Origin of the sequence: Yersinia sp. KBS0713 (assembly GCF_005937895.2) — a bacterium.
Lineage (GTDB): Bacteria > Pseudomonadota > Gammaproteobacteria > Enterobacterales > Enterobacteriaceae > Yersinia > Yersinia bercovieri.
The window spans coordinates 1,054,540-1,081,003 of the sequence record NZ_CP042173.1 but is presented as its reverse complement, the minus strand read 5'-3'; the positions used below and the strand labels follow the sequence as shown (position 1 = coordinate 1,081,003).

The window sequence follows — 26,464 nt, the reverse complement described above, 5'->3', positions numbered from 1 at the left end:
AACATCATGCGTACTAGCCAATATTTGCTCTCCACTCTAAAGGAGACACCTGCCGATGCTGAAGTCATCAGCCACCAACTGATGCTCCGCGCCGGGATGATCCGTAAACTGGCATCAGGTCTTTATACCTGGTTACCGACCGGGGTTCGGGTATTGAAGAAAGTCGAAAACATCGTGCGCGAAGAGATGAATAATGCGGGTGCTATCGAGGTTTCAATGCCAGTGGTGCAACCGGCTGACTTGTGGCAGGAGAGTGGCCGCTGGGAACAATATGGCCCTGAGCTATTACGTTTTGTTGATCGCGGCGAGCGCCCTTTTGTTCTCGGCCCGACTCATGAAGAGGTGATTACTGATCTGATTCGCGGTGAGATCAACTCTTACAAGCAGCTGCCGCTGAATTTCTTCCAGATCCAGACCAAGTTCCGCGATGAAGTTCGCCCACGTTTTGGCGTGATGCGTGCTCGCGAATTCCTGATGAAAGATGCCTACTCTTTCCATACCACTCAGGAGTCGTTGCAGGAAACTTACGACGCGATGTATACCGCTTACAGTAAGATTTTCGAACGTATGGATCTGAATTTCCGTGCTGTGCTGGCAGATACCGGCTCAATCGGTGGCAGCGCATCCCACGAATTCCAGGTGCTGGCAGAAAGTGGCGAAGACGATATTGTTTTCTCAACCGACTCTGATTATGCCGCTAACATTGAGTTTGCTGAGGCTCTGGCCCCCACTGAACCCCGGGCCGCGGCAACAGAAGAGCTGCGTATCATTGATACCCCAAATGCAAAAACCATCGCTCAGTTGGTCGAGCAGTTCAAACTGCCGATTGAGAAAACAGTGAAAACCTTATTGGTCCATGCTCATGAAGAGAGTGGACATAAGTTGGTAGCGCTGCTGGTGCGCGGTGACCACGAATTAAATGAAATCAAAGCAGAGAAGTTGCCACAAGTTGCCAAACCACTGACCTTTGCCAGCGAAGAGGAGATTCGTGCGGCAATCGGCGCAGGCCCTGGCTCACTTGGCCCGGTTAATCTGCCACTGCTGGTTGTCGCTGACCGCTCCGTGGCAGTGATGAGTGACTTCGGTGCGGGCGCGAATATCGACGATAAACACTACTTCGGTATTAACTGGGAGCGCGATTTGCCGCTGCCACAAGTTGCTGATTTGCGTAATGTGGTTGAGGGCGATATCAGTCCTGATGGTAAAGGTACGCTGCAAATCAAGCGCGGGATCGAAGTGGGCCATATCTTCCAGCTCGGGACCAAATACTCCGAAGCGATGAAAGCCACGGTTCAGGGTGAGGATGGCCGTAATCAAGTGATGACCATGGGTTGCTATGGTATCGGGGTCTCTCGTGTGGTTGCTGCGGCGATTGAGCAGAATTATGACGACCGTGGCATTATTTGGCCAGATGCGATCGCGCCATTCCAGGTGGCAATTTTGCCAATGAATATGCACAAATCCTTCCGAGTGAAAGAGTTGGCAGAAGAGTTGTATGTCACGCTGCGTTCACATGGCATTGACGTTATTCTTGACGATCGTAAAGAGCGCCCTGGTGTGATGTTTGCCGATATGGAATTGATTGGTGTGCCACACAATATCGTGATCGGCGACCGTAATCTTGATAGCGAAGAAGTGGAATATAAACATCGCCGTGCTGGCGAAAAGCAAATGATTAAAACCAGCGAAATCATTGATTTCCTGCTGAGTCAGATCAAACGCTAAGTTAGGTATTTTGCTCATCAGGCCGCTGGGTAATCACCACCAGCGGCTTTTTTATTTCAGCGACAAACCGATTTTATTGGCTGTCGCAGCTTTTATTAGCATTGAACTGAATATCATCACCCGCCGGAATCAGCGTTTTATCCGATTGCCCCTCTTCCATCGAAGGTCGAATATCAAAGTGACCATTGAGGGTCAGAAATACAGGTTCACCGGCATTTTTACGTGCTTTCAAATACCCTCTCTCCAGCGCGATACTATTCTCTACTGGGAAAGTTTTGCCGGTTGCACAATCAGTAAATAGTGCGGCATCCGCAAAGTATTTATACATGCCACTTAATGGCATCGGCGTTTTAGGCAAAGATTGTTCGCTCGGCACCAACTGATAATTCAAGGTAGATTGGATCGGCAACCCCTGCTGATCAAGCATTAGCAGATTCTTACCCACGGGGCGGAAATAACGTTTTTCGCCCTGCCCATTGGTTAACACCAACTTATCCGCAGTACGCGCCCACTTACCATATTCAGCAAAAGTTTGATCACCCTCTTTGCTGCCACGATAAATCTCTTTTAGGACAAATGTGCCATCACTATCAAGAAACAGCGAGGTATCCAGTCCGCTGCAATCTGCACAGGGTAATACCCCCTGATAACTTTGCTGCATCGGTTGTAAAACCTGCTCTATCGGCTGATGCCGATTATTACAACCGAAGAGTGACAGCGCACCTACTGCCACAAACAGCGCTATTGCTAATTTACTCACAGCCACTCTCCCATACAGTGTCCGATATATAAGGCATGAAGCCATTCAGGCATCATCCCTGATCTATTTTACCGCGCAGCGCTTTGGTTACCCCTTTGCGGACTTTGCTTTCAACCCGCCTGATTTTTGAGCCTTTGGTGGGTTTCGTCGCCCGACGGGGCTTTTCCACGACCATGGCTTGACGAATCAATGCCACCAGTCGCGCTAATGCCGCTTCACGATTCATATCCTGGCTGCGGTACTCCTGCGCTTTAATGATGACCACACCTTCAGCCGTCATCAAATGGCTATTTAGCAATAATAACCTTTCTTTATAATACTCTGGCAGGCTTGATGCCTTGATGTCAAAGCGCAAATGGATAGCAGTTGAGGTTTTATTGACATGTTGGCCCCCCGCCCCCTGCGCTCGGATCGCGGTCAGCTCAATCTCGCTGTCGGGTAGGCTGACGCTATTAGATATAATCAGCACACTTATTGCCCACTGCTTTGCCATTCGGCAAAACTAATTTCCAGACTATTCTTATCATCTGATAGCCAGATAGTTCCCTCTTGCAACGTGGCCTGTAATGACATATTTCGGTTAGACAGCGCAGCCAACTTTGCCATCTGCTCATCATCAAGGAAGCGCACTTGAAGATTGCGGTGTCCTGAGAGCTTATCCTGAACCTGTGGCCACCACACTTTAGCCGCCCGCTCACTGTAGGCATACAGCACAACTTTCTGTGACTGATTACAGGCTTTTCGTAACCGTTTCTCCTCTGGCAGCCCTAATTCTACCCAGAGTTCAATGCCATTGTGATCGTTGTGACGCCAGATTTCCGGCTCATCATCGGCGCTCAGCCCCTTAGTAAACTGCAAACGTTCATCTGCATGACAAATCCACGCTAATAAACGCAGCATCATGCGCTGGTCGGTTTCGGAGGGGTGTTGCGCTATCGTCAGGTTAACATCCTGAAAAAAATTACGATCCATATCAGCAATGTTAATAGCGGCTTTATGGATGGTTGCTTTTAGTGCCATGGGTGACCTCTTAATTATCTGGCGGACAGTGTACTTGATTAGGTCTGCCAGCAGCCAGACAACCCTGCATAAAGAGAGTTATTAGTGGCATCAATACTAAAAAGAAACCTTATCTCCCACTCTAATATCTCCATCACTCCTGTGCTATAGTCCTTATAAGTTCAGAGTTTATCTTCGTAGGTTGACAGTGCGCTGTTTCCACTGAGAATCTACCGGGTTAAACTTTTCAGGAGGATTACTGTGCAGCAATACTGTGAATTAGTACGCCGTTTTTATGCCGAAATAGGAAGTGGTGATCTTGGCTACGTGCCAGACGCCCTGCGTTGTGTATTGAAAGCATTGGACGAAGTTGCGGCTAACGACGCACTCCCGTCCTCCGTTAGGGAACAGGCGGCCTATGCCGCCGCTAACTTATTGGTGAGCGATTATGTCGATGAGTGAAGAGTATCAACCCATCAACTGTGATGACTACGATAATCTGGAACTCGCCTGCCAACATCACCTGATATTGACGTTGAAGTTGAGAGGCGGTGAGATCGTGGAAGGTAAAGCTAGCGATCTGCTGCTGAGAAAAAAGGTCGAGTACCTGATTGTCGAACAAGACGGAGCTATGCGCGAGTTACGTCTGGACCATATTGCCAGTTTCAGTCATCCCGAAATCGGGACTGTCGTGGTGAGTGCATCATAATTTCCACGCTTTATATGGGCCGCTTTACAGCGGCCCTAAAGTTTAAGTGGTTAAATCGGCATATTAAGGTTTAAGACTGGCATAGTAAGCGGCCAGGTCAGAAAAATCCTCGTCAGATAAGTTAGAGACATAAGCCCGCATCACTTCAGCCTGCCCTCCTGTACGCCCACCTTTTTTATACGCGGCCAATGATTGCTCCAGATAGAGTGCATTCTGCCCGGCCAGATTGGGGTACATCGGCACTGAAACTTTGCCATTCATACCATGGCAAGCCACACAACTGGCTGACTTCACTCGCCCCGCCTCAATATCATTTTTTGCCAACGCCGAAAAACTGCATAGGCCGAGAACGACCAATGTACTGACGACTAATTTCATCATTGCTCCTCACACAGTATCTTGCCAATTTCGGGCCTGTTGGCGACGTCTGTTTGCCGCCTTCCCGCCCGCTGAAATCTATTGGGTCTATTTATTATTATTCCGTTTTGGTCCAATTCAGGCACCAGCACGGCTCGCCTTCTTTAGCCTGCCCCGCCTGAGTCACGAAAACCCCAGCTGCGGCAATCAATTGCTCGCCAAAATAGAGCAATGGAATACGTTCCCGCTGCCATGGCGGAATGCCTAACTCCTGCCATATCTTCTTGCCTTGGCGCGAATGGTGCCGCCCGACAATTTTGACGTCGCCATGTAATCCAAAACCTATACTGATTTCGTCGCCGATAGCAGCAGCTCTTATCGCTTGCCCACCATGGGCAGTCAAGCTCAGTACACCTAGTTTGGCGGGCAGAACCAAGGGTTCAGGTGGCAGCTCTTTATCCTCAACTGTTGCCCAAAAGATATGCGCGACACCTATCTCTTGCAGCGCCGGCACCAAATAGAGGTGTTGCCGGAAACGGCGAACCTGATAAGCACCGAGGGTTAATTGAGGCTCTGCATCCTGCCTGGCCATCGCGACCTCCAACCACAATCTCTGTAGCTGGCTCTGCGACGGCATTAAGGCTCCTCTCTCTGCTAACCAACGGCGCACTATTGCCGCTCGCTTAGCCTCTGACGCCAGCAGCAGCCCCTCAATAGAGAGCGCGCCATGGTGATTTTTTAGTTGTTGCACACTCTCAGCCAACAACTCATCCAATAGCTGTTCTTGCTCAGCACACAAACCCGCACTGCGTGCCGTGGCCTGTGCGAAATGCGGCCAACGATGATGAAGTAAAGGCAGAACTCTCAAGCGCAGGAAATTACGATCGAAGCGATCGTCCTGATTGCTGTCATCTTCAATCCACTGTAATTGCTGGATTCGGGCATAGTTCTCCAGTGTTTCGCGGGAGAGTGTCAGTAAAGGCCGCAATAACTGACTGTGAGCAAAGGGCGTTCTGGCAGCCATTGCAGATAAACCTGCCGGGCCACTACCCCGCTTAAGTGCGAGCAGGAAGGTCTCACATTGGTCATCCAGATGTTGGGCTGTAAGTAACACTTCATCGGCGGCTAAATGTGAAGAGAATGCCTGATAGCGAGCACTCCTGGCTGCCGCCTCAATACCATTGTGACGGAGATCAATACTCACTCGAACCACTTCGAGTGGAATTTGCCATCGCTCACACTGTTGTTGGCAATGCTTTACCCAACCATCTGCCCGCGGATTTAAGCCGTGGTGAATATGAATGGCGCGTACTTTCAGTTCAGGAATGAGTTGGTCACGTATACAGACCAATAGATGCAGCAATACACTCGAATCCAAGCCACCACTGAATCCCACCAGAAAATTGCGCTGCCCCCCCAATTGTGCGAACACGGGGTTAAGTAAAACATTTGGCGTAGCAGGGACTGGGTTCATGTTATTCCGGCATCAATTCATAGAGCTCCAGTGGTAAACCATCTGGGTCATTAAAGAAAGTAAAACGTGATTGAGTATAAGGATCAATGCGAACTGCTTCGCAAATCACCCCGGCGGTGCCGAGTTCACTGACCGCCTGTTCAATGTCATCAACCTGAAAAGCCAGATGTCGCAAGCCACAAGCCTCCGGGCGACTCGGGCGCGGTGCCGGTGAAGGGAAGGAGAATAATTCAATGGTGTATTGCCCATTTAACGCCAGATCAGCTTTCCACGAATCGCGCTCTGCACGATAAACCTCACTGAGCAGATTGAAGCCCAGCAGCTCACAATAGAATTTTTTGCTGGCCTGATAATCTGAGCCAATGATCGCAATATGGTGAACCTGACGTATTATCAGCATGTATCCTCCGTTAAATTAAGTATCCATGCCCATCATGCTTCGGGTTACCTGTGCGTTGGCGACCCTCCTGCACTCAAGCTATTTAGGCTATATATGGTTTAGCCAAACTTAGCTATTCGGCAAAAAATAGCTAAAAAAAAACCGATGCTTAAATTCTGCACCGGTTTTTCTCAATGAGCAATAAACTCAGCAGTAGCCGTAGTTCATCAAACGCTGATAACGACGATTCAACAGCTCTTCTTCATTCAGGACATCCAAATCACTGAGGTCCGCCAGCAATTGTGCTTTCAGTGAAGCAGCAATCGCTAAGTAATCACGGTGTGCGCCACCTAACGGCTCAGCGATCACGGAGTCAATCATCTTCAACTCTTTGAGACGATGTGCGGTGATGCCCATAGCTTCTGCGGCTAATGGCGCTTTATCGGCGCTTTTCCACAGGATAGAAGCACAACCCTCTGGAGAGATAACGGAATAGGTGCTGTATTGCAGCATATTCACTTTATCGCCAACACCGATGGCGAGTGCACCACCAGAACCACCTTCACCAATAACGGTACAAACGATAGGTACATTCAATCGTGACATCTCACGCAGGTTACGTGCGATGGCTTCAGATTGACCTCGCTCTTCTGCGCCAACCCCCGGATAGGCTCCGGGTGTATCGATGAAAGTAATGATTGGCAACTTAAATCGCTCAGCCATCTCCATCAGACGCAGTGCCTTACGATAACCTTCCGGTGCAGGCATACCAAAGTTGCGGCGAATCTTCTCTTTGGTTTCGCGACCTTTTTGATGACCAATGATCATCACTGGGCGACCATCCAAACGAGCAATGCCACCGACGATAGCTTTATCGTCAGCATAGGCACGATCGCCAGCCAGCTCTTCAAAATCGGTAAAGATATTAGCGATATAATCCAGGGTATAGGGACGACGAGGATGGCGTGCCAGTTGGGCAATCTGCCATGCGCCGAGGTCCGAGAAAATCTTCCGCGTCAGCTCGAGACTTTTCTCACGCAGACGCTGGACCTCTTCATCCAGATTAATATCTAATTTTTCGTCTTGACGGCTGACTGCAGTCAGCGAGTCAATTTTCGCTTCCAGCTCTGCAATCGGCTGTTCAAAATCAAGAAAATTCAGACTCATAGCATTCCTATTTTAGTCAAATTCCAGTTCCACCTGCTCATTACCTACCAGCGTCCGCAAATCTATCAATAAGCGATCGGTGGGCGTCACGCGCCATGTGGCTCCAAACCGCAGCCGGGCGCGAGCATCTTCCCGTTGGTAATAAAGATGCACTGGGATCGTCCCCGCTCGATGGGGTTCCAACGATTGACGGAGACGGTTCAAAAGCTGGTCATCAATTTGCCTGTCGGTCAGCGATATAGCAAGCCCACGGGCATATTTTTCACGAGCTTCACTGATGTCCATTAACTCACGGGCGGTCATTTTAAGTCCACCACTAAAGTCATCAAAGCTGACCTGTCCGGTGGCTATCAGGATACGGTCTTTTTCCAATAAATGCTGATATTTTTCCAACGCATCGGTGAATAGCATCACCTCCAGACGCCCGGAGCGGTCATCCAAAGTACAAATACCAATGCGATTCCCGCGTTTTGTTACCATAACCCTTGCCGCGATAACCAGCCCCACTGCAGTGGTCATTTTGCCCCGATCCGTCGGATGCATATCTTTCAAACGCTGCCCGCCGGCATAACGCTCTATCTCCTTGAGATATTGGGTGATCGGGTGACCGGTCAGGTACAGCCCCAGCGTTTCCCGCTCACCGTCTAAGACAATTTGCTCCTGCCACGGCGGCACATTAGCATAAGATTGCTCAACCTGCTCAGGCGCATCAGCCAATACACCAAACATATCTGCCTGACCAATAGCTTCGGCCTTGGCATGCTGGTCAGCAGCTTTTAATGCTTCGCCCAACGAACTCATCAATGCGGCACGGTGCGGCCCCAGACGGTCAAAGGCACCGGACATAATCAATTTTTCTAAGATGCGGCGATTGAGTTTTTTGGTATCGACTCTGGCACACAAATCAAATAACTCTTTGAAGTGTCCGCCCTCTTTACGGGCTTCCAGCATGGCCTCAATCGGCCCTTCGCCCACACCCTTGATGGCCCCGATGCCATAAACGATCTCGCCTTCATCATTAACATGGAAATGATACAGGCCGCTGTTGATGTCAGGAGGCAGAATTTTCAGCCCCATACGCCAGCATTCGTCGACCAAACCAACCACTTTATCGGTGTTATCCATATCAGCGGTCATGACTGCCGCCATAAATTCAGCCGGATAATGCGCCTTCAACCAAAGCGTTTGGTAGGAGACCAATGCATATGCTGCGGAGTGAGATTTGTTGAAACCATAACCGGCAAATTTCTCTACCAGGTCAAAAATCTTAATCGCTAGTTCACCATCAATGCCCTGATTTTTTGCACCATCTTCAAATACAGAGCGCTGTTTAGCCATCTCTGCCGGGTTTTTCTTACCCATCGCACGGCGCAACATATCTGCGCCGCCGAGTGAATAACCAGACAGAACCTGGGCTATCTGCATAACCTGTTCTTGATACAAAATGATGCCATAAGTCGGTTCAAGCACCGGTTTCAAGGACTCATGTTGCCACTCAATATCCGGATAAGATATCGCTTCACGGCCATGTTTGCGGTCGATAAAGTTATCTACCATCCCTGATTGCAGCGGACCGGGGCGGAATAACGCCACCAGTGCTATCATATCTTCGAAGCAGTCAGGCTTCAGGCGCTTAATAAGATCCTTCATCCCTCTGGATTCAAGCTGGAATACCGCTGTCGTTTCCGAACGTTGCAGCATATCGAAGCTTTTTTTATCTTCCAGCGGAATAGAGGCGATATCTATTGGCTCTAACCCGGTTTTGGCGCGCCGGGCGTTAATCATCTCCAGCGCCCAGTTAATGATAGTGAGTGTTCGCAAACCGAGGAAGTCAAACTTCACCAGCCCGGCATATTCCACATCATTTTTATCGAACTGGGTAACGGGGTTGTTGCCTTCTGCATCGCAATATAGCGGTGCAAAATCAGTAATTTTAGTCGGCGCGATCACCACACCACCGGCATGTTTACCGGCGTTACGCGTTACCCCTTCCAGCTTGCGCGCCATATCAATCAGCGCTCTAACCTCCTCATCTGCCTCATAAATTTCAGGCAATTGGGGTTCAGCTGCGAAGGCTTTTTCCAGGGTCATACCTGGGTCTGGTGGAACTAATTTGGAGATTCGATCGACAAAACCATAGGGGTGGCCCAGTACGCGACCAACATCGCGAATGACGGCTTTAGCCGCCATGGTACCAAACGTAATAATCTGGGAAACCGCATCACGACCATACATATCCGCCACGTGCTCAATCACCAGATCGCGTTTCTCCATACAGAAGTCAACGTCGAAGTCGGGCATTGAGACACGTTCTGGGTTGAGAAAACGTTCGAACAGCAGGTCAAATGCCAATGGATCAAGGTCGGTAATTTTTAGCGCATACGCCACCAAAGAGCCCGCACCCGAGCCTCGCCCCGGCCCTACTGGTACACCATTATCTTTCGACCACTGGATAAATTCCATTACGATCAAGAAGTAACCAGGGAAGCCCATCTGGTTAATCACTTTCAGCTCAATTTCCAGGCGCTCGTCGTACTCTGGTCGTTTCTGCGCCCGCACTTCAGGGTCAGGGAAGAGTAGCTCAAGCCGCTCTTCTAAACCTTGTTTCGACTTCTCGACTAGAAAATCTTCTGTACTCATCTTCCCGGTCGGGAATTGCGGTAAGAAATACTCCCCGAGACGGATGGTCACATTGCAACGTTTGGCGATTTCAACACTGTTGATCAGTGCCTCAGGGATATCCGCGAACAGTTCACACATCTGCTCTTCATCGCGCATAAACTGCTGAGGGCTATAATTTTTGGGCCGCTTAGGATCAACCAGTGTAAAACCGTCATGGATGGCGACGCGGATCTCATGGGCATCAAAATCGGATTCATCGATAAAACGCACATCATTGGTTGCCACTACCGGCAAGCCACGCTCAGTAGCTAATGCTACAGCGGCATGCAGATAATTCTCTTCATCCGGCCGACCGGTACGAATTAATTCCAGATAGTAGCTGCCAGGAAAATGCTCCTGATAAAACTCAAGACACTGATCAACCTGAATCTGATTACCACGCAAAATAAATTTGCCGACATCCCCCATCCGGCCACCAGATAGCAGGATCAGCCCCTCTTTATGCCGGATCAACCAATCACGATCAATGATAGGCCCAGCAGCGCCATAACCACGTTGATAGGCTTCGGAGATCAGTAAAGTCAGGTTTTGATAACCTTCGTTATTGCGTGCCAGCACAGTGAGATGGGCTAATTCATCACCCAGAATTTCGCTTTGCACGTAGAAGTCGGCGCCAATGATGGGCTTAATCCCAGCACCATGAGCGCTACCGTAGAATTTCACCAAGCCGCAAAGGTTAGTGAAGTCGGTAATGGCCAGAGCGGGCATACCTAGCGCAGCAGCTCTTTTCACCAATGGCCCAATCTTGGCTAATCCATCGATCATGGAGTAGTCGCTGTGAACACGCAGGTGGACAAAACGAGGTTCGGCCATATCCAGATACCAGAAATTAGTGGATTGAATCATGCCCTCAGCGATTCACTGCTGAGGAATCATATCGATACGTTATGGATGTTGCTTGGTGGCTTACACCAGACCCAGCACACGTTTAACCGGACCGAAACTACGTCGGTGATGCTCTGTCGCACCGAAGGCGGACAATTTTTCCAAATGGACAGCGGTTGGATAGCCTTTATGTTGCGCAAAACCATATTCAGGGAAATGGCGATCCAACTCAGTCATTTCACGATCTCGCGTCACTTTAGCCAGGATCGAGGCAGCGCTGATCTCTGCCACTCGGCTATCGCCTTTTACCACGGCTAATGACGGCATAGCCAGTTTCGGGCAGCGGTTACCGTCAATCAAAACATAATCAGGGGTGATATGCAGCCCTGCAACCGCCCTCTGCATAGCCAGCATCGTCGCGTGCAATATATTCAGGCGATCTATCTCTTCTGGCTCTGCGCGACCAAGGCTCCACGATAATGCCTTGTCGGTAATTTCATCATAAAGTGATAAGCGGCGCTTTTCACTCAACTTTTTCGAATCAGCAAGGCCTACGATTGGCCGCTTAGGATCGAGGATCACGGCAGCAGTGACAACCGCGCCGACTAAAGGGCCACGGCCAACTTCATCCACACCGGCAATCAGATTTGCCTGCGGATATATAAAAATATCAGTCATCGTCCTGCCAACTCCAAAACCGCTTGCGCAGCTTGCTCATCTGCGCCACAGCGAATGCTCTGATGTAAGATCAGAAAACGCGCTTTTAATATCTCAACCGCTTCACCACCTTGCAACAAAGGCAGCAGTGCATCGGCTAATTTTTGCGGCTGACACTCTTGTTGTAGCAGTTCAGTCACCAACTCTTCGCCCGCTAACAGATTCGGTAACGAAACATAGGGCGTTTTGACCAGACGCTCTGCCAACCAGAAGGTGAAAGGTTTCATCCGGTAACCGACCACCATTGGGCATTTAGCTAACATGCACTCCAACGCCGCAGTGCCGGATGCCAGCAGTGTTGCGTCACTGGCGATCATCGCCGCACGGGCATTACCATCGAGTAAATGCACGGATAAATCAGGGGCAATCTCGGCCTTAATTCGCTCAAACTGCTCGCGTCGTTTGCTGTTAACGAGGGGAACCAGCACTTCCAGTTCAGGCAGTTGCTCCCTCAGGAGCACTGCTGTACGCAGAAAATCGCCACTGAGCATTTCAACTTCAGAGTGACGACTCCCTGGTAATAAGGCTAAGCAAGGCACATTCGGCGCAATAGCCAGCTCTGCTCTTGCGGCTTGTTTATCAGGGGTTAACGGCATGGCATCGGCCATGGTATGACCGATAAAGCGGCAAGGAACATTAAAGCGATCGTAAAACGCTTTTTCAAAAGGGAGAAAAGCAAGCACCATATCAGTCGCTTTACCTATTTTGAAAACACGTTTTTGTCGCCAGGCCCACACTGACGGGCTGACATAATGAATGGTTCGGATACCTCGCTGTTTCAAGCGCCCTTCAAGGGTGATATTGAAATCAGGTGCATCGATACCGACAAAAACATCCGGGGATAGCTCACTAAAACGCTGGGTCAGATCTTTTCGGATTTTCAGCAGGCGTGGCAGTCGCTCTAGTACTTCAACAACCCCCATCACTGCCAACTCTTCCATCTCAAACCAGGCTTCACATCCTTCAGCTTGCATCAGAGGCCCTGCGACACCGACAAAGCGCGCATCAGGCACCTGAGCTTTCAGTGCACGAATTAACCCTGCACCCAGAATGTCGCCAGACGTCTCTCCGGCGACTAAACCTATCGTTAAAGGACGCCCGCCACTTAATGGACGATCAACAGATAATGGGCTATTTTGCATAGATCAGCGAATAATGCCGCGAGTGGAGCGAGCAAAGAAGTCACTGAATGCCTTAACCGCCGGATATTGTTCCGCCAATTCGGCAATTTCGGGCTTCACTTCATCCAATGTCCGGCCACTGCGATACAGTAACTTATACGCATTGCGGATAGCGTGAAGTGATTCTTTGTCGAAGCCACGGCGTTTCAACCCTTCGATATTAATACCGAACGGTGTCGCATGGTTACCCTGAGCAATGACAAACGGAGGCACGTCCTGAGCAACACCAGAACAACCACCCACCATAACATGCGCACCGATCACGCAGAATTGATGAACAGCTGTCATACCACCAATAATGGCATAATCGTCAATTTCCACATGACCACCCAACGTTGCATTATTCGCAAGAATACAACGATCACCAATGATACAGTCATGGGCAATATGGGCATTGATCATCAGTAAATTATCGTTGCCTACTTTTGTCAATTCACCACCTTGCACTGTGCCACGGTGGATAGAAACGCTTTCGCGGATACGGTTACGTGAACCGATCTCGACTCGAGTTGGCTCGCCTGCATATTTCAGATCCTGATTTGCTTCACCAATAGAAGCGAATTGATAAATCTGATTATCGCAGCCGATTTTTGTTATTCCATTAACGACGACATGGGACTTCAGTTCCGTGCCAGCGCCGATTTCCACCTGGGATCCGACAAAGCAGAAGGGGCCAATATGAACGCCAGCGCCAATAACTGCGCCTTCTTCAACAATAGAACTTGGATGGATAACGGCCGTTTTGTCAATCACGTATCAGGACTCCTTTGCAACTACAGGTTCTGCTGGCGGTGTCGCGGGTTTGCTACGAGCACACATCATAGTGGCCGTACAAACAATTTCACCATCTACTTTCGCAACACCAGTAAAGCGAGTCAGACCACGGCGCTCTTTGACAAACTCAACTTCCATGATCATTTGATCGCCAGGGACTACTGGACGTTTGAAGCGAGCTTCATCGATACCAGCAAAATAATAAAGCTCACCCGGTTCAAGTTTACCACGGCTCTTAAAGGCCAAAATCCCGGTAGCTTGAGCCATCGCTTCTAAAATCAGCACACCCGGGAAGATTGGCTTGCCCGGAAAGTGGCCTTGGAAAAATGGCTCGTTGAAAGAGACGTTCTTCACTGCACGCAGAAATTTTCCTTCCTCAAAATCAAGGACGCGATCTACCAGCAAGAACGGAAAACGGTGCGGGAGTAGATCCAAAATCTCTTCAATATGCAGAGTATGAGTGTCAGTAGTCAAAATACTCTTCCTGTCTAAAAAACTGATGCTATCAACAACACGGCCTGCACTGCCCCAAAAGGGAGGCATTAGGCAGGCCGCAAATTAGGAACTCTGTATACCCTTCGAACTGAAACTGCGGTGATACTAGCTGCAACACCAATTTCTTTGGGTATCTACTTTTGGCATCAATTGCCAATAAGTTTAATTATTCGCTCAGAGTGTCGGGCTTGAGTGATTATTCTTTATCGATTTTACGCTCAATAGCTTTTAATCGCTTATTAATCCCATCAATATTCATCACTAAAGCAGCTGTCTTGCGCCAAACTTTATTCGGTTGTAGCGGAATACCGGAGGAGTATAACCCAGGTTCAGTGATTGGGCGCATCACCATTCCCATTCCAGTAATTGTGACTTTGTCACAAATCTCCATATGACCATTGATCACGCTGGCACCACCTATCATACAGTAGCGGCCAACTTTCAGACTACCCGCCATGATAACACCACCCGCAACTGCGGTATTGTCGCCAATCACAACGTTATGTGCAATCTGACATTGATTATCAATGATGACACCATTACCAATAATCGTATTATCCAGTGCACCACGGTCAATCGTTGTACAAGCACCAATCTCAACGCGGTCGCCAATATGTACAGAACCGAGCTGTGGTATTTTTATCCAATTGCCACGATCATTTGCATAGCCAAAACCATCTGCACCAATGACCGTACCGGATTGAATCAGACAGTTTTGTCCAATCACAACTTCATGATAAACGGAGACATTGGCCCACAAACGGCTACCAGCACCTATGTGAGTATTCTTACCAATAAAGCAGCCAGCACCGATAACCACGTTATCACCCAGCACAACACCAGACTCTATCACCGCATTAGCACCGACAGAGACATTATCTCCCAGAGTTGCCTGCACGGAGATCACCGCGCTTGGTGCAATATCTTGCGCCGGTTGAGGTGTGGTATCCATTATCTGCGCCATACGTGCATAGGTTAAATAAGGATTTTTAACCACCAAAGCCGCAGATTTACAAAAAGGTAAGTCAGCTTCTGTCAGCACCACAGCACCGGCATGGCAAGTGGCGAGTTGTTCCTGATAACGGCTGTTTGACAAGAATGTGATTTGCGAAGGCTCGGCAGAATGCATAGAAGCGATGCCGGTGATGACAAGATCGCCATCACCGTGCACCTGTGCATCCAACTGCTGGGCTAAATCAGCCAGTCGAATTGAAGGCATGTTTTATTTAACCTGTTTCAGCACGTCAGCAGTAATGTCTTTAGCAGGATCTGCGTATGCAACAGCATTCGCATCAATCACCACATCATAACCGCCTTTGCTAGCAACAGATTTCACAGCGTCCTGAATACGACTCAGAATTTTGTTACGTTCTTCCATCTGACGGCGGCGATTGTCTTGCTCAAAAGCCTGGGCTTTAGTTGAGAAAGTTTCACGCTGTTTCATTACGTCATTTTCCAGCTTAGTACGATCACTGGCCTTCATGGTAGAACCGTCACGTTGCAGTTTCTGCATTTTAGTCTGCAGATCTTTCTCCATCCCTTGCAATTCGGTTGCACGGCCTTTGAATTCATTCTCCAGCTGCTTAGCTACGGTTTCACGCGCAGGTAATTGTTGGAAAATGCTGGAAACATTAACAATAGCAATCTTGTCAGCGGCTTGAACGCTGGCAGAAGCTGCCAATGCTAAACCAAGACTTGCGGCACACAACCACTTTTTCACTATAAACTCCTTACCATTACCCGTTTGTGTCAGAGACACCTTGAAGTGCACTTAATGCTGAATAATGCCTAAGATAGCGCCGACCTAGGCCAACGCTACTTTAGGTTTTTCCAACTACCAGTGCTGTCTTGAAAATTCAGTACTGCTTTGCCAATCAATTACCAAGTTTTACCAATGTTAAACTGGAATTGTTCTGACTTATCGCCTTCGTAATCTTTAACCGGTTTAGCATATGAGAACACTAATGGCCCCAATGGAGACATCCATTGCAATGACACACCGGCAGACACACGAATATTACTCGCTTTACTGTAATCAGGTATGCCAGCAGCTCGTGTAGCTGCGGTATTTTCCCAATTGGTATCCCATACCGTACCGGAATCAATAAAGAATGAGGTACGTATAGAGTTAGCGTATTTCTCACTGATAAACGGTGTCGGTGTAATCAGCTCTAAACTGGCCACCGCCATCGCGTTACCCCCGACAGCATCGGTAGAGTCTCTAACAGTTCCATTAGCATTATAGTATGCAGCTTTAGGCCCGATGTTATTTGATCGGAAACCACGAACTGTACTAGAGCCACCGGCATAGAAGTTTTCGTAGAATGGCATCTCTTTAGAGCCAATACCGTCGCCATAACCCAAGCGGCCACGCCCCAAGAGCACCCACGAATGATCTTCATCTAACGGCTGATACGCAGAGGTATCGAAAGTCACTTTATAGAACTCGTTATCAGAGCCCGGCACAGTGACTTTGGTATTTACTGATGATTTAACACCCTTGGTTGGGAAGAAACCACGGTCAAGGTTGTTATATGTCCAACCCAGATTCAGTGTGAAATCGTCGGCAGTGAAACCTGCACGGTCAATCAGATTAGGATCTTGGCCAACAGAGTCAAGATATCGCCACATTGCAACTTGCGGTTCCATATCTGACAGATCGTTATGGACGTAACCTAAGCCGACACGCAATGAGTTATTCTCATTGATTGGGAAGCCTAAAGTACCATCAACACCATAACTGCTGTTGGTATAGCCAGATAGATCTGCATTATCTGCTTTAAAATCATTATAGAAGATACGCCCGCCCAAACTGACACCATCAACGGTGAAGTAAGGATCGGTTAAGGTAAATTCAGCATAGGTCTGGTAGTCGTTCTTCGTACCGTTAATGCCAACAGTATTACCCGTACCCAGCCAGTTATCCTGTTGAACACCAACCTGGAAGCTCACGCCACTTTCAGTACCGTAACCGATACCAAAGTTTAGGCTACCTGTGTTGCGTTCTTTAACTTTGTAGGTCACGTCGACCTGATCAGCAGTTCCTGGCACACGTTGAGTTTCAACATCAACGGTTTCAAAATAGCCTAAACGGTTCAAACGCTCCTTACCCGCTTCGACCTGATCATTACCTAGCCATGCACCTTCCATCTGACGCATTTCACGGCGCAATACGGAGTCTTTACTGGTGTCATTACCTTCGAAACGAACATTACGGACATAGAAACGGTTACCCGCATCTACATTGATATGCAGTTTGACGGTTTTATCAGCATCGTTAATTTCAGGCTGAGACACGACACGCGGATAGGCATAGCCATAACGGCCCAACATCTTCTTGATGTCCTCTTCCATGCGCGTGACTTTACTGCCGTTATATAACTCACCCGGCTCAATCTTGACCAGCTTGTCAGCATCAGATTGATGGCCTGCAAGATTACCGCTCACAACTACGCTGTTAAGCTTGTATTGATCGCCTTCGGTAATATTGATGGTGATATAGATGCCTTTTTTATCTGGCGTCAAGCTCACCTGGGTTGAATCAATGTTAAAGCGCGCATAGCCGCGATCCAGATAGAAGCTGCGCAGGATTTCAAGATCGCCCGCCAGTTTCTGCTTCTGATATTTACGATCACCGACCACGTTCCACCATGGCACTTCATCACGCAATTGGAAGCGCGAGATTAGCTCATCGGTGGTGAAACTGTGATTGCCGACGATGTTAATCTGCTGAATTTTTGCAGAGACACCTTCGGTAAAGACCAATTTAAGATCGACACGATTACGTGGCAGTGGTGTAACAACAGCCTTCACTGAAGCGCTGTATTTACCCACACTGTAGTAGAAATCTTCGAGTCCTTTTTCAATGCTGGATATAGTGGTACGGTCCAGGGCTTCGCCAATCCGGACGCCAGAGGCTTCCAGATTCTGCTTAAGCATGTCATCTTTCACCGCTTTATTACCGGAGAAAGTGATGCTGGCAATCGTTGGGCGTTCTTTGACTTGAACAATCAGCGTATCACCATCGCGCAGGACACGAACGTCCTCGAAGTTGCCTGTAGCAAACAACGCACGGATAGTTTTACCGATGTCATCATCACTGACGGTATCGCCTACGCGAACCGGCATATTAAGTAACGCCGCACCGACGGCGACCCGTTGCAGGCCTTCGAAATGAATATCTTTCACTACGAACCCGTCTGCACCGTATACGGTGGCGCTGCCAAACAGCAGCGACGCTATGAGCAACTTTTTCATCGCCATCGTTGTTATGCGTTCTTCCTAACCTATCCCCTGCCGTTAAAGACGGGAGAAATCATTGAAAAGTGCAAGCCCCATTAATAACACTAGCAAAATAGAGCCAATGCGATAACTGAAGTCCTGTACTCGCTCAGAAACCGGCCCACCCTTGAGCTTTTCTATCGCCAGGAAGAGCAGATGTCCACCATCTAATACCGGTAACGGGAACAGATTGATAATACCTAAGTTGACACTGATCAGTGCCAAAAACATTAGGTAATACACCAACCCGTACTCAGCTGAAACCCCAGCACCTTGTGCAATAGATATCGGGCCACTCAGGTTATTCAGCTTAACATCACCAGTAATCAGTTTACCCAACATGTTTACCGTCAACCGCATCAACTGCCAGGTTTTATCCCCAGCTTGGTAGAGTGCCGTGAACGGGCCATATTGGCGAATCGTTCTATATTCATCCGGAAGCGGTATAACTTTCGGCACTACGCCCGCAAAACCTTCACTGCGGTTTGCTCCCACCGATTTTGTATCTGGTATCAAGGTTAAAGACAAGGGGGTACTTCCCCTTTCAATATCTAACACCAGTGGCTTACCGGGGTTATCACGAACCTGCAAAACAAATGTTTGCCAACGATCCAGTGATTGACCGCCAACTTTAACGATCCTATCCCCCGCTTGTAAACCCGCCTTTTGTGCCGCTGACCCTGGTTGAACTTCTGCCAGGACGGATTCAATCTGCGGACCACGAGGAATGATACCCAGCGCAACGACAGGATCTTGCTTATCAGGTTCAAATTGCCACTGACGCAAATCTAACGTCTTTTGCACTATGTTGTTGACAGAATCCGGGTTGTTAACAGAATCAGGCGCATTGACAGAACCAAATGGAGCTACACCAACTTGTGTTTGCTTGTCGCCAATTTTACTAACTAATGCCAAACGAACAGAATCCCAGTCAGGCGTTTCGATACCATCTACAGACTTAAGTTCCATTCCCGGAGAAATATTGGCTTGTGCAGCAATAGATTGTGGCGAAATATCACCCACAACCGGACGCACACTTGGCACGCCAATGATAAACACTAGCCAGTAAGCAATGACAGCAAAAAGGAAGTTAGCTATAGGACCCGCGCTGACGATTGCCGCGCGTTGTAAAACAGTTTTATTGTTAAAAGATTGATGGCGAAGCTCCGGTGCAACAGCCGCCACACGCTCATCCAACATCTTAACATAGCCCCCCAACGGGATAAGGGCGATAACATACTCAGTACCCTGGCGATCAGTCCGGCGCCATAAAGCTTTGCCAAAACCAATAGAAAAGCGTTCGACACGGACACCACAGCGCCGCGCCACCCAAAAGTGGCCAAACTCATGCACTGTAATTAAGATCCCCAGTGCGATAATAAACGCGGCCAGGCTCCAGAGTATGCTCATCATATTCCCTAAACTCCCCGTCAGCGACGGATTAAAACACTAACAGCATTAAGCAGGCAAATACCGGCACAGCTGCGGTCAGGCTATCGATACGATCCAGTATCCCACCATGACCAGGAATCAAATGACCACTGTCTTTGATTCCCGCTTCACGTTTAAACATACTTTCGGTCAAATCGCCGAGTACCGAGGCCAATGCAGCAACCACGGAACAGATTAGCAGCTTTTCTGGGATGATATCCAATGGAGCATATCGACCAAACAACCATGATATCAGAGCTGATGTCAGTAAACCGCCAATTAATCCTTCCCACGTTTTACCTGGTGAGACTTTAGGCGCTAATTTATGTTTACCGAATAACTTACCGAACATGTAAGCACCAGAATCTGCGCCCCACACCAAAAGCATCACGTATAACAGCCACCAGGCACCAATATTGTGGTGCTGGTCATAACCATACTGGCGCAGTGCCACCATGCCCCAGAAAAAGGGGACAATGGTCAGAATGCCGAAAATTATACGTAAGAGACGTGAATCGCGCCAGAACACGGCAGAGCGTGGGTATGTAAGCACCAACAGCAATGCAGCGAACCACCAGCCCATAGAGAGCCAGAGAGGAACACTCACTTGTGGAAGATGAGCTGAATGCTGATAGGCTGGAAGGCTAAGCAGCATCAGAACAAGTAGAAAACCACAAAGTATAGCTAACCAAATACGCTGTGAACGACTGGCAAATCCAGCTAATTGACCCCACTCCCATGCTGCAAGCATACAGACAAAGAGAGTAACAATAGCAAAACCAACCGGCGGAAGCAGGAACAGTGCACCAATGACAACCGGAATCAAAATCAAAGCAGTTATGAGACGATACTTCAGCAAAAGTTCCCCCTAGGATGCAGTGGCATCGATAGGTGTAGTTCCCCCGAAGCGACGCTCGCGTTGTGCAAATGCATTCAGCGCACCTTCAAAGACATGTTCATCAAAATCAGGCCAGAGTACATCAGTAAAGTAAAGTTCAGCATAGGCAATTTGCCACAACAAGAAATTACTGATGCGATGTTCACCACCGGTTCTGATCACTAAATCCACCTCAGATTGCTCATGCAGGCAGATATGCGAGTTTAGCGATTCTTCATTGATATCTGTGGGTTGCAGCTCCCCTCGCTGTACTTGTTCAGCTAAATGGCGCACACCCTGAATAATATCCCAACGCCCACCATAATTGGCAGCAATGTTAAGTTTCAGACCGTCATTATTTGCTGTTAACACTTCTGAGCGACGGATCCGTTGTTGCAAACGTTCACTAAATCGACTGATATCACCAATAACCGATAAGCGCACATTATGTTTATGCAGGCTTTTTACTTCGCTGTCCAGCGCACGAACAAAAAGCTCCATCAGGGCGGTGACTTCTTGAGCAGGGCGGTTCCAGTTTTCACTACTGAAAGCATAAAGCGTGAGCGCATCCAAATGATGAGTAGCCGCAAAACTCACTGCCCGGCGAACTGACTTCACTCCTGCTTTATGACCGAAAACCCTCAATTTACCCTGATTTTTAGCCCAACGCCCATTACCATCCATAATGATAGCGACATGGCGTGGTATCAGGGGGGACAAGTTAGCCCTATCTTCATTTACAGACGACATAATGCGAACTCATTTCCTCAATAAACCAATTGTTCGTCCCGAACATTAGGCAGTAAGCGCACAAAAAAAGCCGTGTACCAAGTCACGGCTTCTTAAGTGACAGCCAAAATAGACGGTTTAAATACCTATTGGGCCACTAATCAACAGTCTATCTCTCCATCGACGGTGCAGACTATACCATCTCAGCCTTGCCCTAACAAATTCCCAAATCAGGCAGTAGCTCTGAATTATTCAATTTTGCGATTGCATTCGCAGCTGCATTACGGGCTTTACGATCAATCACCAGCACCTCATCCACACAGCTGGGTTCTGGCAATGACAAAGACTCCACTACCACTCGATTAATGGCTGCAATATCAGTGAAGCGAATCTGTGAATCTAAAAATGCCATGACAGAGACTTCGTTAGCCGCATTCAGTGCAGTAGTAGCGGCCTGCCCGGCATTACATGCATCGATCGCCAATTTCAGGCATGGATAACGTTGATAATCCGGTGTAGCAAAGGTCAGTTCACGTATCTTGCAGAAATCCAGTGCTGTTACACCAGAGTTAACCCGCATTGGGTAGGCCATGGCATGCGCAATCGGTGTGCGCATGTCAGGTGTTCCCATTTGTGCCAACACGCTGCCATCATGATAGCGCACCATCGAGTGAATGACGGATTGAGGATGTAAAATCACCTCAATTTGTTCTGCGCTAGCATTAAATAACCAACGGGCTTCAATATACTCCAACCCTTTATTCATCATTGTCGCAGAATCGACTGAAATTTTACGCCCCATAGACCAGTTTGGATGAGCACAAGCTTGATCCGGGGTGACATCGGCGAATTGCGACAACGGGGTTTCACGCAATGGACCGCCAGAGCCAGTCAAGATGATGCTAGAAACGCCATTCTCACTCAATGAAGAGTAGCCTAATTGGCGCTGAATTTTTTCAGGTAAACTCTGAAAAATAGCATTATGCTCGCTGTCAATTGGCAGCAGTTGCGCTTTACTGCTCTTAACTTCATCCATAAACAGCTTGCCGCAGGTAATCAGTGACTCTTTGTTAGCCAGTAATACCTGTTTACCCGCACGAATCGCCGCCAATGTAGAAGATAATCCGGCAACACCGACAATCGCCGCCATCACTTGATCAACATCATCTAACGCCGCCAGTTCACAGGCAGCTTTTTCGCCAGCGTATACTTCGGTTCTTGATCCCTTTTCAGCCAATAGCAGGCGCAGCGCTTTAGCCGATAGTTCATCGGACATTGCAGCGTAACGGGGAGCGAATTCAAGACATTGCTGAGCCATCTGCTCGACATTGCGGCCAGCAACCAACGCAGTGACTTTGAATAATTCAGGATTAGCGCGCACAACACCCAAAGTGCTGTTGCCGATGGAACCAGTAGAACCAAGAATAGTCAGTTGCTTCATGAGAGTGCTCTGAATAACTGTTTTTATGATAGGCGAGGCGTTAACCATCTGTATGACAGGCGGTATTATTAATATCCTCGTGCCCAATTTTATGGCGCTTTATGAGCTCATAACAGATTGGCCGAAAGCAGAGCGCCACCTAAGCAGCGCTTTGCAATTATGAATGAGGATTAGAAATCCATTAGCTCGGCTTCTTTCGCAGCCAATGCAGCATCAACTTTCTTGATAAAGGCATCAGTCAGCTTTTGTACTTCATCTTGAGAACGACGATCTTCGTCTTCACTGATCTCTTTATCTTTCAACAAAGCTTTCACTTTCTCGTTAGCATCGCGGCGCACATTACGAATAGAAACACGGCCCTGCTCTGCTTCGGCGCGAACAACTTTGATCAGGTCTTTACGGCGCTCTTCAGTCAATGCTGGCAGTGGAACACGAATAACGGTGCCAGCAGAAGAGGGGTTCAGGCCCAAATCAGAGGTCATGATCGCTTTCTCAACTGCTGCACTCAGGCTGCGGTCAAAAACAGTCAACGCCAAAGTACGGGAGTCTTCAACAACGATGTTAGCCAACTGGCGCAGTGGTGTAGCAGTACCATAGTACTCAACCTGAATGCCATCAAGAATACTTGGAGAAGCACGGCCGGTACGGATCTTACTGATATGGTTCTGGAAAGCTTCTAAGCATTTTTCCATGCGCACTTCAGTATCTTTTCTAATTTCGTTAATCACGTTGTCAACCCTTGAAAACTGGTTACTTGGCAGGCCATAACTTCAGTATAGCCAGTGAATATACAAACCAACAGTTGCTGGCTAGAGGGGCAAATCTTCAATTGAGATCCCCCTGACAGGACGAGTAGCCGCTTATTTCGCGATCGAGGTCACTTCTTTAGTGATCAACGTCCCTTCATTCTCACCCATCACCACGCGACGCAGAGCGCCTGGCTTATTCATGTTGAAGACGCGAATTGGCAGATTATGGTCACGAGCCAGAGTGAAGGCTGCCAGATCCATAACTTTCAGTTCACGCTCTAAAACGTCCTGATAGGTTAGCTGTTCATATAGCGTCGCGTCAGGATTTTTCACCGGATCTGCGGAGTAAACCCCATCGACTTTGGTGGCTTTCAACACAACATCAGCTTCGATTTCAATACCACGCAGACACGCAGCAGAGTCAGTGGTGAAGAAGGGGTTACCCGTACCGGCGGCAAAAATCACCACGCGGTTGTGGCGCAGCAAGCTGATAGCTTCAGCCCAGCTGTAATTATCACACACACCATTCAATGGAATAGCTGACATCAGGCGGGCGTTCACATAGGCACGGTGCAGTGCATCTCGCATTGCCAGGCCGTTCATTACGGTAGCCAGCATTCCCATGTGGTCGCCCACGACGCGGTTCATTCCTGCCTGTGCCAAACCGGCACCGCGGAATAAGTTACCACCGCCAATGACCACACCGACCTGAATGCCCAATTCGACCAGCTCTTTAACTTCTTGAGCCATGCGATCCAAAACGCTTGCGTCGATACCAAAACCTTCTGCGCCTTGCAGGGCTTCGCCACTAAGCTTAAGCAGGATACGCTGATATACGGGTTTTGCATTGGTTGCCATGGTGTTCTGTCCTAAGCAGCAGTAAAAATATTGGGGAGTGAATAAAATGGAACCGCCTATTGGCGGCCCATTTTTAGCATTAAGACTGTTTGCTCATTGCTGCAACTTCAGCAGCAAAGTCAGTCTCAGCTTTCTCGATGCCTTCGCCCACTTCGAAGCGGATGAAGTTTACAACGTCAGCTTTGTTCTCTTTCAACAAATCGCCAACAGTTTTGCTTGGGTCCATAACGAAGTTCTGACCAGTCAGAGAAACTTCGCCGGTGAACTTACGCATGCGGCCTTCAACCATCTTCTCAGCAATTTCACGTGGCTTGCCGGATTCGATAGCAATGTCCAACTGGATTTGGTGCTCACGAGCAACAACTTCAGCAGGAACATCATCTGGCTTAACATATTCAGGTTTGCTTGCAGCAATGTGCATAGCAATGTGCTTAACCAGCTCTTCATCAGCGCCAGTTGCAGCAACCATAACGCCGATACGTGCGCCGTGCAGATAAGTCCCCAGAACGTCGCCTTCCAGCGCAGCAATACGGCGAATATTGATATTCTCACCGATTTTAGCCACCAGGTTTGCACGTTGTTCTTCGAACTTAGCTTTCAGAGCGTCGATATCAGCGATTTTGTCAGCCAGAGCTGCGTTGATAACTTCTTCACCAAATGCTTTGAAGCCAGCATCTTTAGCAACGAAGTCAGTTTCGCAGTTCAGTTCCAGAATCACACCGAATTTACCGTCGGCTGAAACTTTAGCCAGGATGATGCCTTCAGCAGCGATACGACCTGCTTTCTTGGCAGCTTTAGCCTGACCAGATTTACGCATATTGTCGATGGCAAGCTCGATGTCGCCGTTAGCTTCAACCAACGCCTTTTTACATTCCATCATGCCTGCGGCAGTACGCTCACGCAGTTCTTTTACCAAAGCAGCGGTAATAGCAACCATTTAAATTTCCTCGGTTCTCTTGTGAAGAGAAGATCTCACATTAGATACGCAAAGGGGGCCTATAAAAGGCCCCCCTAACCAACATATTTCAATACCTGGTTAATAAGGGCTCCTGCGAGCCTGACTTATTATTCAGCTTCTACGAAGCTTTCTTCCGCTTGAACGGCCAGATCTTGAGAACGACCTTCATTGACGGCAGTAGCAACCGCGCTCAGGTACAGCTTAACTGCACGGATTGCGTCGTCGTTACCTGGGATGATGAAGTCAACGCCATCTGGATCGGAGTTAGTATCAACGATAGAGAATACCGGGATACCCAGGTTGTTAGCTTCTTTGATAGCGATGTGTTCGTGATCAGCATCAACAACAAACAGAGCGTCTGGTAAACCGCCCATGTCTTTGATACCGCCCAGGCTGTTTTCCAGCTTGTTCAGCTCACGAGTACGCATCAGCGCTTCTTTTTTGGTCAGCTTGTCAAAGGTGCCGTCTTGAGACTGGATTTCCAAATCTTTCAAACGTTTGATGGACTGACGAACTGTTTTCCAGTTAGTCAGCATCCCGCCCAACCAGCGATGGTTCACGAAGAACTGGTCGCAGTTGTTGGCAGCTTCTTTTACCGCTTCGCTTGCTGCGCGTTTAGTACCAACGAACAAGATCTTACCTTTACGGGAAGAGATCTTTTTCAATTCAGCCAGAGCTTCGTTGAACAGTGGTACGGTCTTTTCCAGGTTGATGATGTGAACTTTGTTACGTGCGCCGAAGATGAAAGGCTTCATTTTCGGGTTCCAGTAACGGGTCTGGTGACCGAAGTGAACACCGGCCTGGAGCATGTCGCGCATGGAAACAGTTGCCATGATTAAAACCTCTATAGTATCAGTTGGGGTTATGCCTCCACGTGTCCCATAACGCCGACCCCA

Annotated in this window: 26 protein-coding genes; 3 read left to right on the top strand and 23 right to left on the bottom strand. The window is 48.5% G+C overall.

What is annotated here, in order from left to right; all coding sequences use genetic code 11:
- The first annotated feature begins 6 nt into the window (after positions 1–6).
- A complete protein-coding gene (gene proS, locus FFE93_RS04990; protein ID WP_054872605.1) occupies positions 7–1,725 on the top strand; it encodes a proline--tRNA ligase in 1,719 nt (572 codons plus the stop codon).
- 73 nt (positions 1,726–1,798) lie between these two features.
- Here proS and nlpE read toward each other — a convergent pair whose 3' ends face one another.
- From nlpE to FFE93_RS04975, 3 genes are read right to left on the bottom strand one after another with little or no spacing between them, the layout of a single operon-like run.
- Positions 1,799–2,485 carry an envelope stress response activation lipoprotein NlpE gene (gene nlpE / locus FFE93_RS04985; RefSeq protein ID WP_054872604.1) on the bottom strand — a complete coding sequence of 229 codons (687 nt, stop codon included), beginning with the start codon at positions 2,483–2,485 and terminating at the stop codon, positions 1,799–1,801.
- 52 nt (positions 2,486–2,537) lie between these two features.
- Positions 2,538–2,954 carry an alternative ribosome rescue aminoacyl-tRNA hydrolase ArfB gene (gene arfB / locus FFE93_RS04980; RefSeq protein ID WP_005276161.1) on the bottom strand — a complete coding sequence of 139 codons (417 nt, stop codon included), beginning with the start codon at positions 2,952–2,954 and terminating at the stop codon, positions 2,538–2,540.
- 2 nt (positions 2,955–2,956) lie between these two features.
- Positions 2,957–3,505, bottom strand: a complete 549-nt coding sequence (locus FFE93_RS04975) for a YaeQ family protein (RefSeq protein WP_005276157.1) — start codon at positions 3,503–3,505, stop codon at positions 2,957–2,959.
- 240 nt (positions 3,506–3,745) lie between these two features.
- On the opposite strand from FFE93_RS04975, the gene FFE93_RS04970 reads away from it, so the two are divergent.
- Both FFE93_RS04970 and rof read left to right on the top strand, forming a co-directional pair.
- Positions 3,746–3,946, top strand: coding sequence for a YaeP family protein (locus FFE93_RS04970; protein WP_002212152.1), 201 nt, complete (start codon positions 3,746–3,748; stop codon positions 3,944–3,946).
- Complete coding sequence (gene rof / locus FFE93_RS04965) at positions 3,933–4,193, top strand: Rho-binding antiterminator (protein ID WP_019211527.1); 261 nt, start codon at positions 3,933–3,935, stop codon at positions 4,191–4,193. Before FFE93_RS04970 ends, rof begins: the two co-directional genes overlap by 14 nt.
- 63 nt (positions 4,194–4,256) lie before the next feature.
- On the opposite strand, the gene FFE93_RS04960 is transcribed toward rof, so the two are convergent.
- From FFE93_RS04960 to rpsB, 20 genes are all read right to left on the bottom strand, one after another.
- Complete coding sequence (locus FFE93_RS04960; protein WP_005276151.1) at positions 4,257–4,574, bottom strand: c-type cytochrome; 318 nt, start codon at positions 4,572–4,574, stop codon at positions 4,257–4,259.
- A gap of 94 nt (positions 4,575–4,668) precedes the next feature.
- Positions 4,669–6,024, bottom strand: a complete 1,356-nt coding sequence (gene tilS / locus FFE93_RS04955) for a tRNA lysidine(34) synthetase TilS (RefSeq protein WP_049602562.1) — start codon at positions 6,022–6,024, stop codon at positions 4,669–4,671.
- 1 nt (position 6,025) lies between these two features.
- Positions 6,026–6,424 carry a VOC family protein gene (locus tag FFE93_RS04950; protein WP_005276145.1) on the bottom strand — a complete coding sequence of 133 codons (399 nt, stop codon included), beginning with the start codon at positions 6,422–6,424 and terminating at the stop codon, positions 6,026–6,028.
- 186 nt (positions 6,425–6,610) lie between these two features.
- Complete coding sequence (gene accA / locus FFE93_RS04945) at positions 6,611–7,570, bottom strand: acetyl-CoA carboxylase carboxyl transferase subunit alpha (protein WP_005276143.1); 960 nt, start codon at positions 7,568–7,570, stop codon at positions 6,611–6,613.
- A 12-nt stretch (positions 7,571–7,582) separates the two neighbouring features.
- Positions 7,583–11,065, bottom strand: a complete 3,483-nt coding sequence (gene dnaE, locus FFE93_RS04940; RefSeq protein WP_032898248.1) for a DNA polymerase III subunit alpha — start codon at positions 11,063–11,065, stop codon at positions 7,583–7,585.
- Positions 11,066–11,158: 93 nt separating this feature from the next.
- Positions 11,159–11,755 (bottom strand): ribonuclease HII, encoded by a 597-nt coding sequence (gene rnhB / locus FFE93_RS04935; protein WP_032898243.1) that lies wholly within the window; start codon positions 11,753–11,755, stop codon positions 11,159–11,161.
- Positions 11,752–12,936 (bottom strand): lipid-A-disaccharide synthase, encoded by a 1,185-nt coding sequence (gene lpxB, locus FFE93_RS04930; protein WP_005276135.1) that lies wholly within the window; start codon positions 12,934–12,936, stop codon positions 11,752–11,754. Before lpxB ends, rnhB begins: the two co-directional genes overlap by 4 nt.
- A gap of 3 nt (positions 12,937–12,939) precedes the next feature.
- Positions 12,940–13,728, bottom strand: a complete 789-nt coding sequence (gene lpxA, locus FFE93_RS04925; protein ID WP_005276132.1) for an acyl-ACP--UDP-N-acetylglucosamine O-acyltransferase — start codon at positions 13,726–13,728, stop codon at positions 12,940–12,942.
- 3 nt (positions 13,729–13,731) lie between these two features.
- Positions 13,732–14,223 carry a 3-hydroxyacyl-ACP dehydratase FabZ gene (gene fabZ, locus FFE93_RS04920; RefSeq protein ID WP_004874503.1) on the bottom strand — a complete coding sequence of 164 codons (492 nt, stop codon included), beginning with the start codon at positions 14,221–14,223 and terminating at the stop codon, positions 13,732–13,734.
- Positions 14,224–14,440: 217 nt separating this feature from the next.
- Positions 14,441–15,463 (bottom strand): UDP-3-O-(3-hydroxymyristoyl)glucosamine N-acyltransferase, encoded by a 1,023-nt coding sequence (gene lpxD / locus FFE93_RS04915; RefSeq protein WP_005276124.1) that lies wholly within the window; start codon positions 15,461–15,463, stop codon positions 14,441–14,443.
- 3 nt (positions 15,464–15,466) lie between these two features.
- Positions 15,467–15,964: a molecular chaperone Skp gene (skp, locus tag FFE93_RS04910; RefSeq protein WP_032898241.1), complete on the bottom strand. Its 498-nt coding sequence runs from the start codon at positions 15,962–15,964 to the stop codon at positions 15,467–15,469.
- Between the two features lie 158 nt (positions 15,965–16,122).
- Positions 16,123–18,507: an outer membrane protein assembly factor BamA gene (gene bamA, locus FFE93_RS04905; RefSeq protein WP_005276119.1), complete on the bottom strand. Its 2,385-nt coding sequence runs from the start codon at positions 18,505–18,507 to the stop codon at positions 16,123–16,125.
- Positions 18,508–18,543: 36 nt separating this feature from the next.
- Complete coding sequence (rseP, locus tag FFE93_RS04900; RefSeq protein WP_005276116.1) at positions 18,544–19,938, bottom strand: sigma E protease regulator RseP; 1,395 nt, start codon at positions 19,936–19,938, stop codon at positions 18,544–18,546.
- Positions 19,939–19,966: 28 nt separating this feature from the next.
- Positions 19,967–20,815 (bottom strand): phosphatidate cytidylyltransferase, encoded by an 849-nt coding sequence (gene cdsA / locus FFE93_RS04895; protein ID WP_032898239.1) that lies wholly within the window; start codon positions 20,813–20,815, stop codon positions 19,967–19,969.
- 9 nt (positions 20,816–20,824) lie between these two features.
- On the bottom strand, positions 20,825–21,583 hold the full coding sequence (gene ispU, locus FFE93_RS04890) for a (2E,6E)-farnesyl-diphosphate-specific ditrans,polycis-undecaprenyl-diphosphate synthase (RefSeq protein ID WP_032898238.1): 759 nt from the start codon (positions 21,581–21,583) through the stop codon (positions 20,825–20,827).
- A 193-nt stretch (positions 21,584–21,776) separates the two neighbouring features.
- The gene (gene ispC / locus FFE93_RS04885) at positions 21,777–23,003 is read right to left on the bottom strand and encodes a 1-deoxy-D-xylulose-5-phosphate reductoisomerase (RefSeq protein WP_005276105.1); all 1,227 of its coding nucleotides are present in this window, start codon (positions 23,001–23,003) and stop codon (positions 21,777–21,779) included.
- 170 nt (positions 23,004–23,173) lie between these two features.
- Entirely contained in the window at positions 23,174–23,731 is a 558-nt protein-coding gene (gene frr / locus FFE93_RS04880) for a ribosome recycling factor (protein WP_004874494.1), read from the bottom strand.
- Positions 23,732–23,863: 132 nt separating this feature from the next.
- Entirely contained in the window at positions 23,864–24,610 is a 747-nt protein-coding gene (gene pyrH, locus FFE93_RS04875) for a UMP kinase (RefSeq protein ID WP_005185746.1), read from the bottom strand.
- A 79-nt stretch (positions 24,611–24,689) separates the two neighbouring features.
- On the bottom strand, positions 24,690–25,547 hold the full coding sequence (tsf, locus tag FFE93_RS04870) for a translation elongation factor Ts (protein ID WP_005276101.1): 858 nt from the start codon (positions 25,545–25,547) through the stop codon (positions 24,690–24,692).
- A gap of 128 nt (positions 25,548–25,675) precedes the next feature.
- The gene (gene rpsB, locus FFE93_RS04865; protein ID WP_004706703.1) at positions 25,676–26,401 is read right to left on the bottom strand and encodes a 30S ribosomal protein S2; all 726 of its coding nucleotides are present in this window, start codon (positions 26,399–26,401) and stop codon (positions 25,676–25,678) included.
- Positions 26,402–26,464: the final 63 nt, after the last annotated feature.

Bases quoted from the DNA above. Each gene is read 5' to 3' on its own strand.
- rpsB (WP_004706703.1), bottom strand. From the start codon at position 26,401: ATGGCAACTGTTTCCATGCGCGACATGCTCCAGGCCGGTGTTCACTTC.
- lpxB (WP_005276135.1), bottom strand. From the start codon at position 12,936: ATGCAAAATAGCCCATTATCTGTTGATCGTCCATTAAGTGGCGGGCGT.
- bamA (WP_005276119.1), bottom strand. From the start codon at position 18,507: ATGGCGATGAAAAAGTTGCTCATAGCGTCGCTGCTGTTTGGCAGCGCC.
- dnaE (WP_032898248.1), bottom strand. From the start codon at position 11,065: ATGGCCGAACCTCGTTTTGTCCACCTGCGTGTTCACAGCGACTACTCC.
- accA (WP_005276143.1), bottom strand. From the start codon at position 7,570: ATGAGTCTGAATTTTCTTGATTTTGAACAGCCGATTGCAGAGCTGGAA.
- FFE93_RS04960 (WP_005276151.1), bottom strand. From the start codon at position 4,574: ATGATGAAATTAGTCGTCAGTACATTGGTCGTTCTCGGCCTATGCAGT.
- rnhB (WP_032898243.1), bottom strand. From the start codon at position 11,755: ATGACTGATATTTTTATATATCCGCAGGCAAATCTGATTGCCGGTGTG.
- tsf (WP_005276101.1), bottom strand. From the start codon at position 25,547: ATGGTTGCTATTACCGCTGCTTTGGTAAAAGAACTGCGTGAGCGTACT.
- rseP (WP_005276116.1), bottom strand. From the start codon at position 19,938: ATGATGAGCATACTCTGGAGCCTGGCCGCGTTTATTATCGCACTGGGG.
- ispU (WP_032898238.1), bottom strand. From the start codon at position 21,583: ATGTCGTCTGTAAATGAAGATAGGGCTAACTTGTCCCCCCTGATACCA.
- proS (WP_054872605.1), top strand. From the start codon at position 7: ATGCGTACTAGCCAATATTTGCTCTCCACTCTAAAGGAGACACCTGCC.
- pyrH (WP_005185746.1), bottom strand. From the start codon at position 24,610: ATGGCAACCAATGCAAAACCCGTATATCAGCGTATCCTGCTTAAGCTT.
- FFE93_RS04950 (WP_005276145.1), bottom strand. From the start codon at position 6,424: ATGCTGATAATACGTCAGGTTCACCATATTGCGATCATTGGCTCAGAT.
- rof (WP_019211527.1), top strand. From the start codon at position 3,933: ATGTCGATGAGTGAAGAGTATCAACCCATCAACTGTGATGACTACGAT.
- FFE93_RS04975 (WP_005276157.1), bottom strand. From the start codon at position 3,505: ATGGCACTAAAAGCAACCATCCATAAAGCCGCTATTAACATTGCTGAT.
- lpxD (WP_005276124.1), bottom strand. From the start codon at position 15,463: ATGCCTTCAATTCGACTGGCTGATTTAGCCCAGCAGTTGGATGCACAG.
- tilS (WP_049602562.1), bottom strand. From the start codon at position 6,024: ATGAACCCAGTCCCTGCTACGCCAAATGTTTTACTTAACCCCGTGTTC.
- ispC (WP_005276105.1), bottom strand. From the start codon at position 23,003: ATGAAGCAACTGACTATTCTTGGTTCTACTGGTTCCATCGGCAACAGC.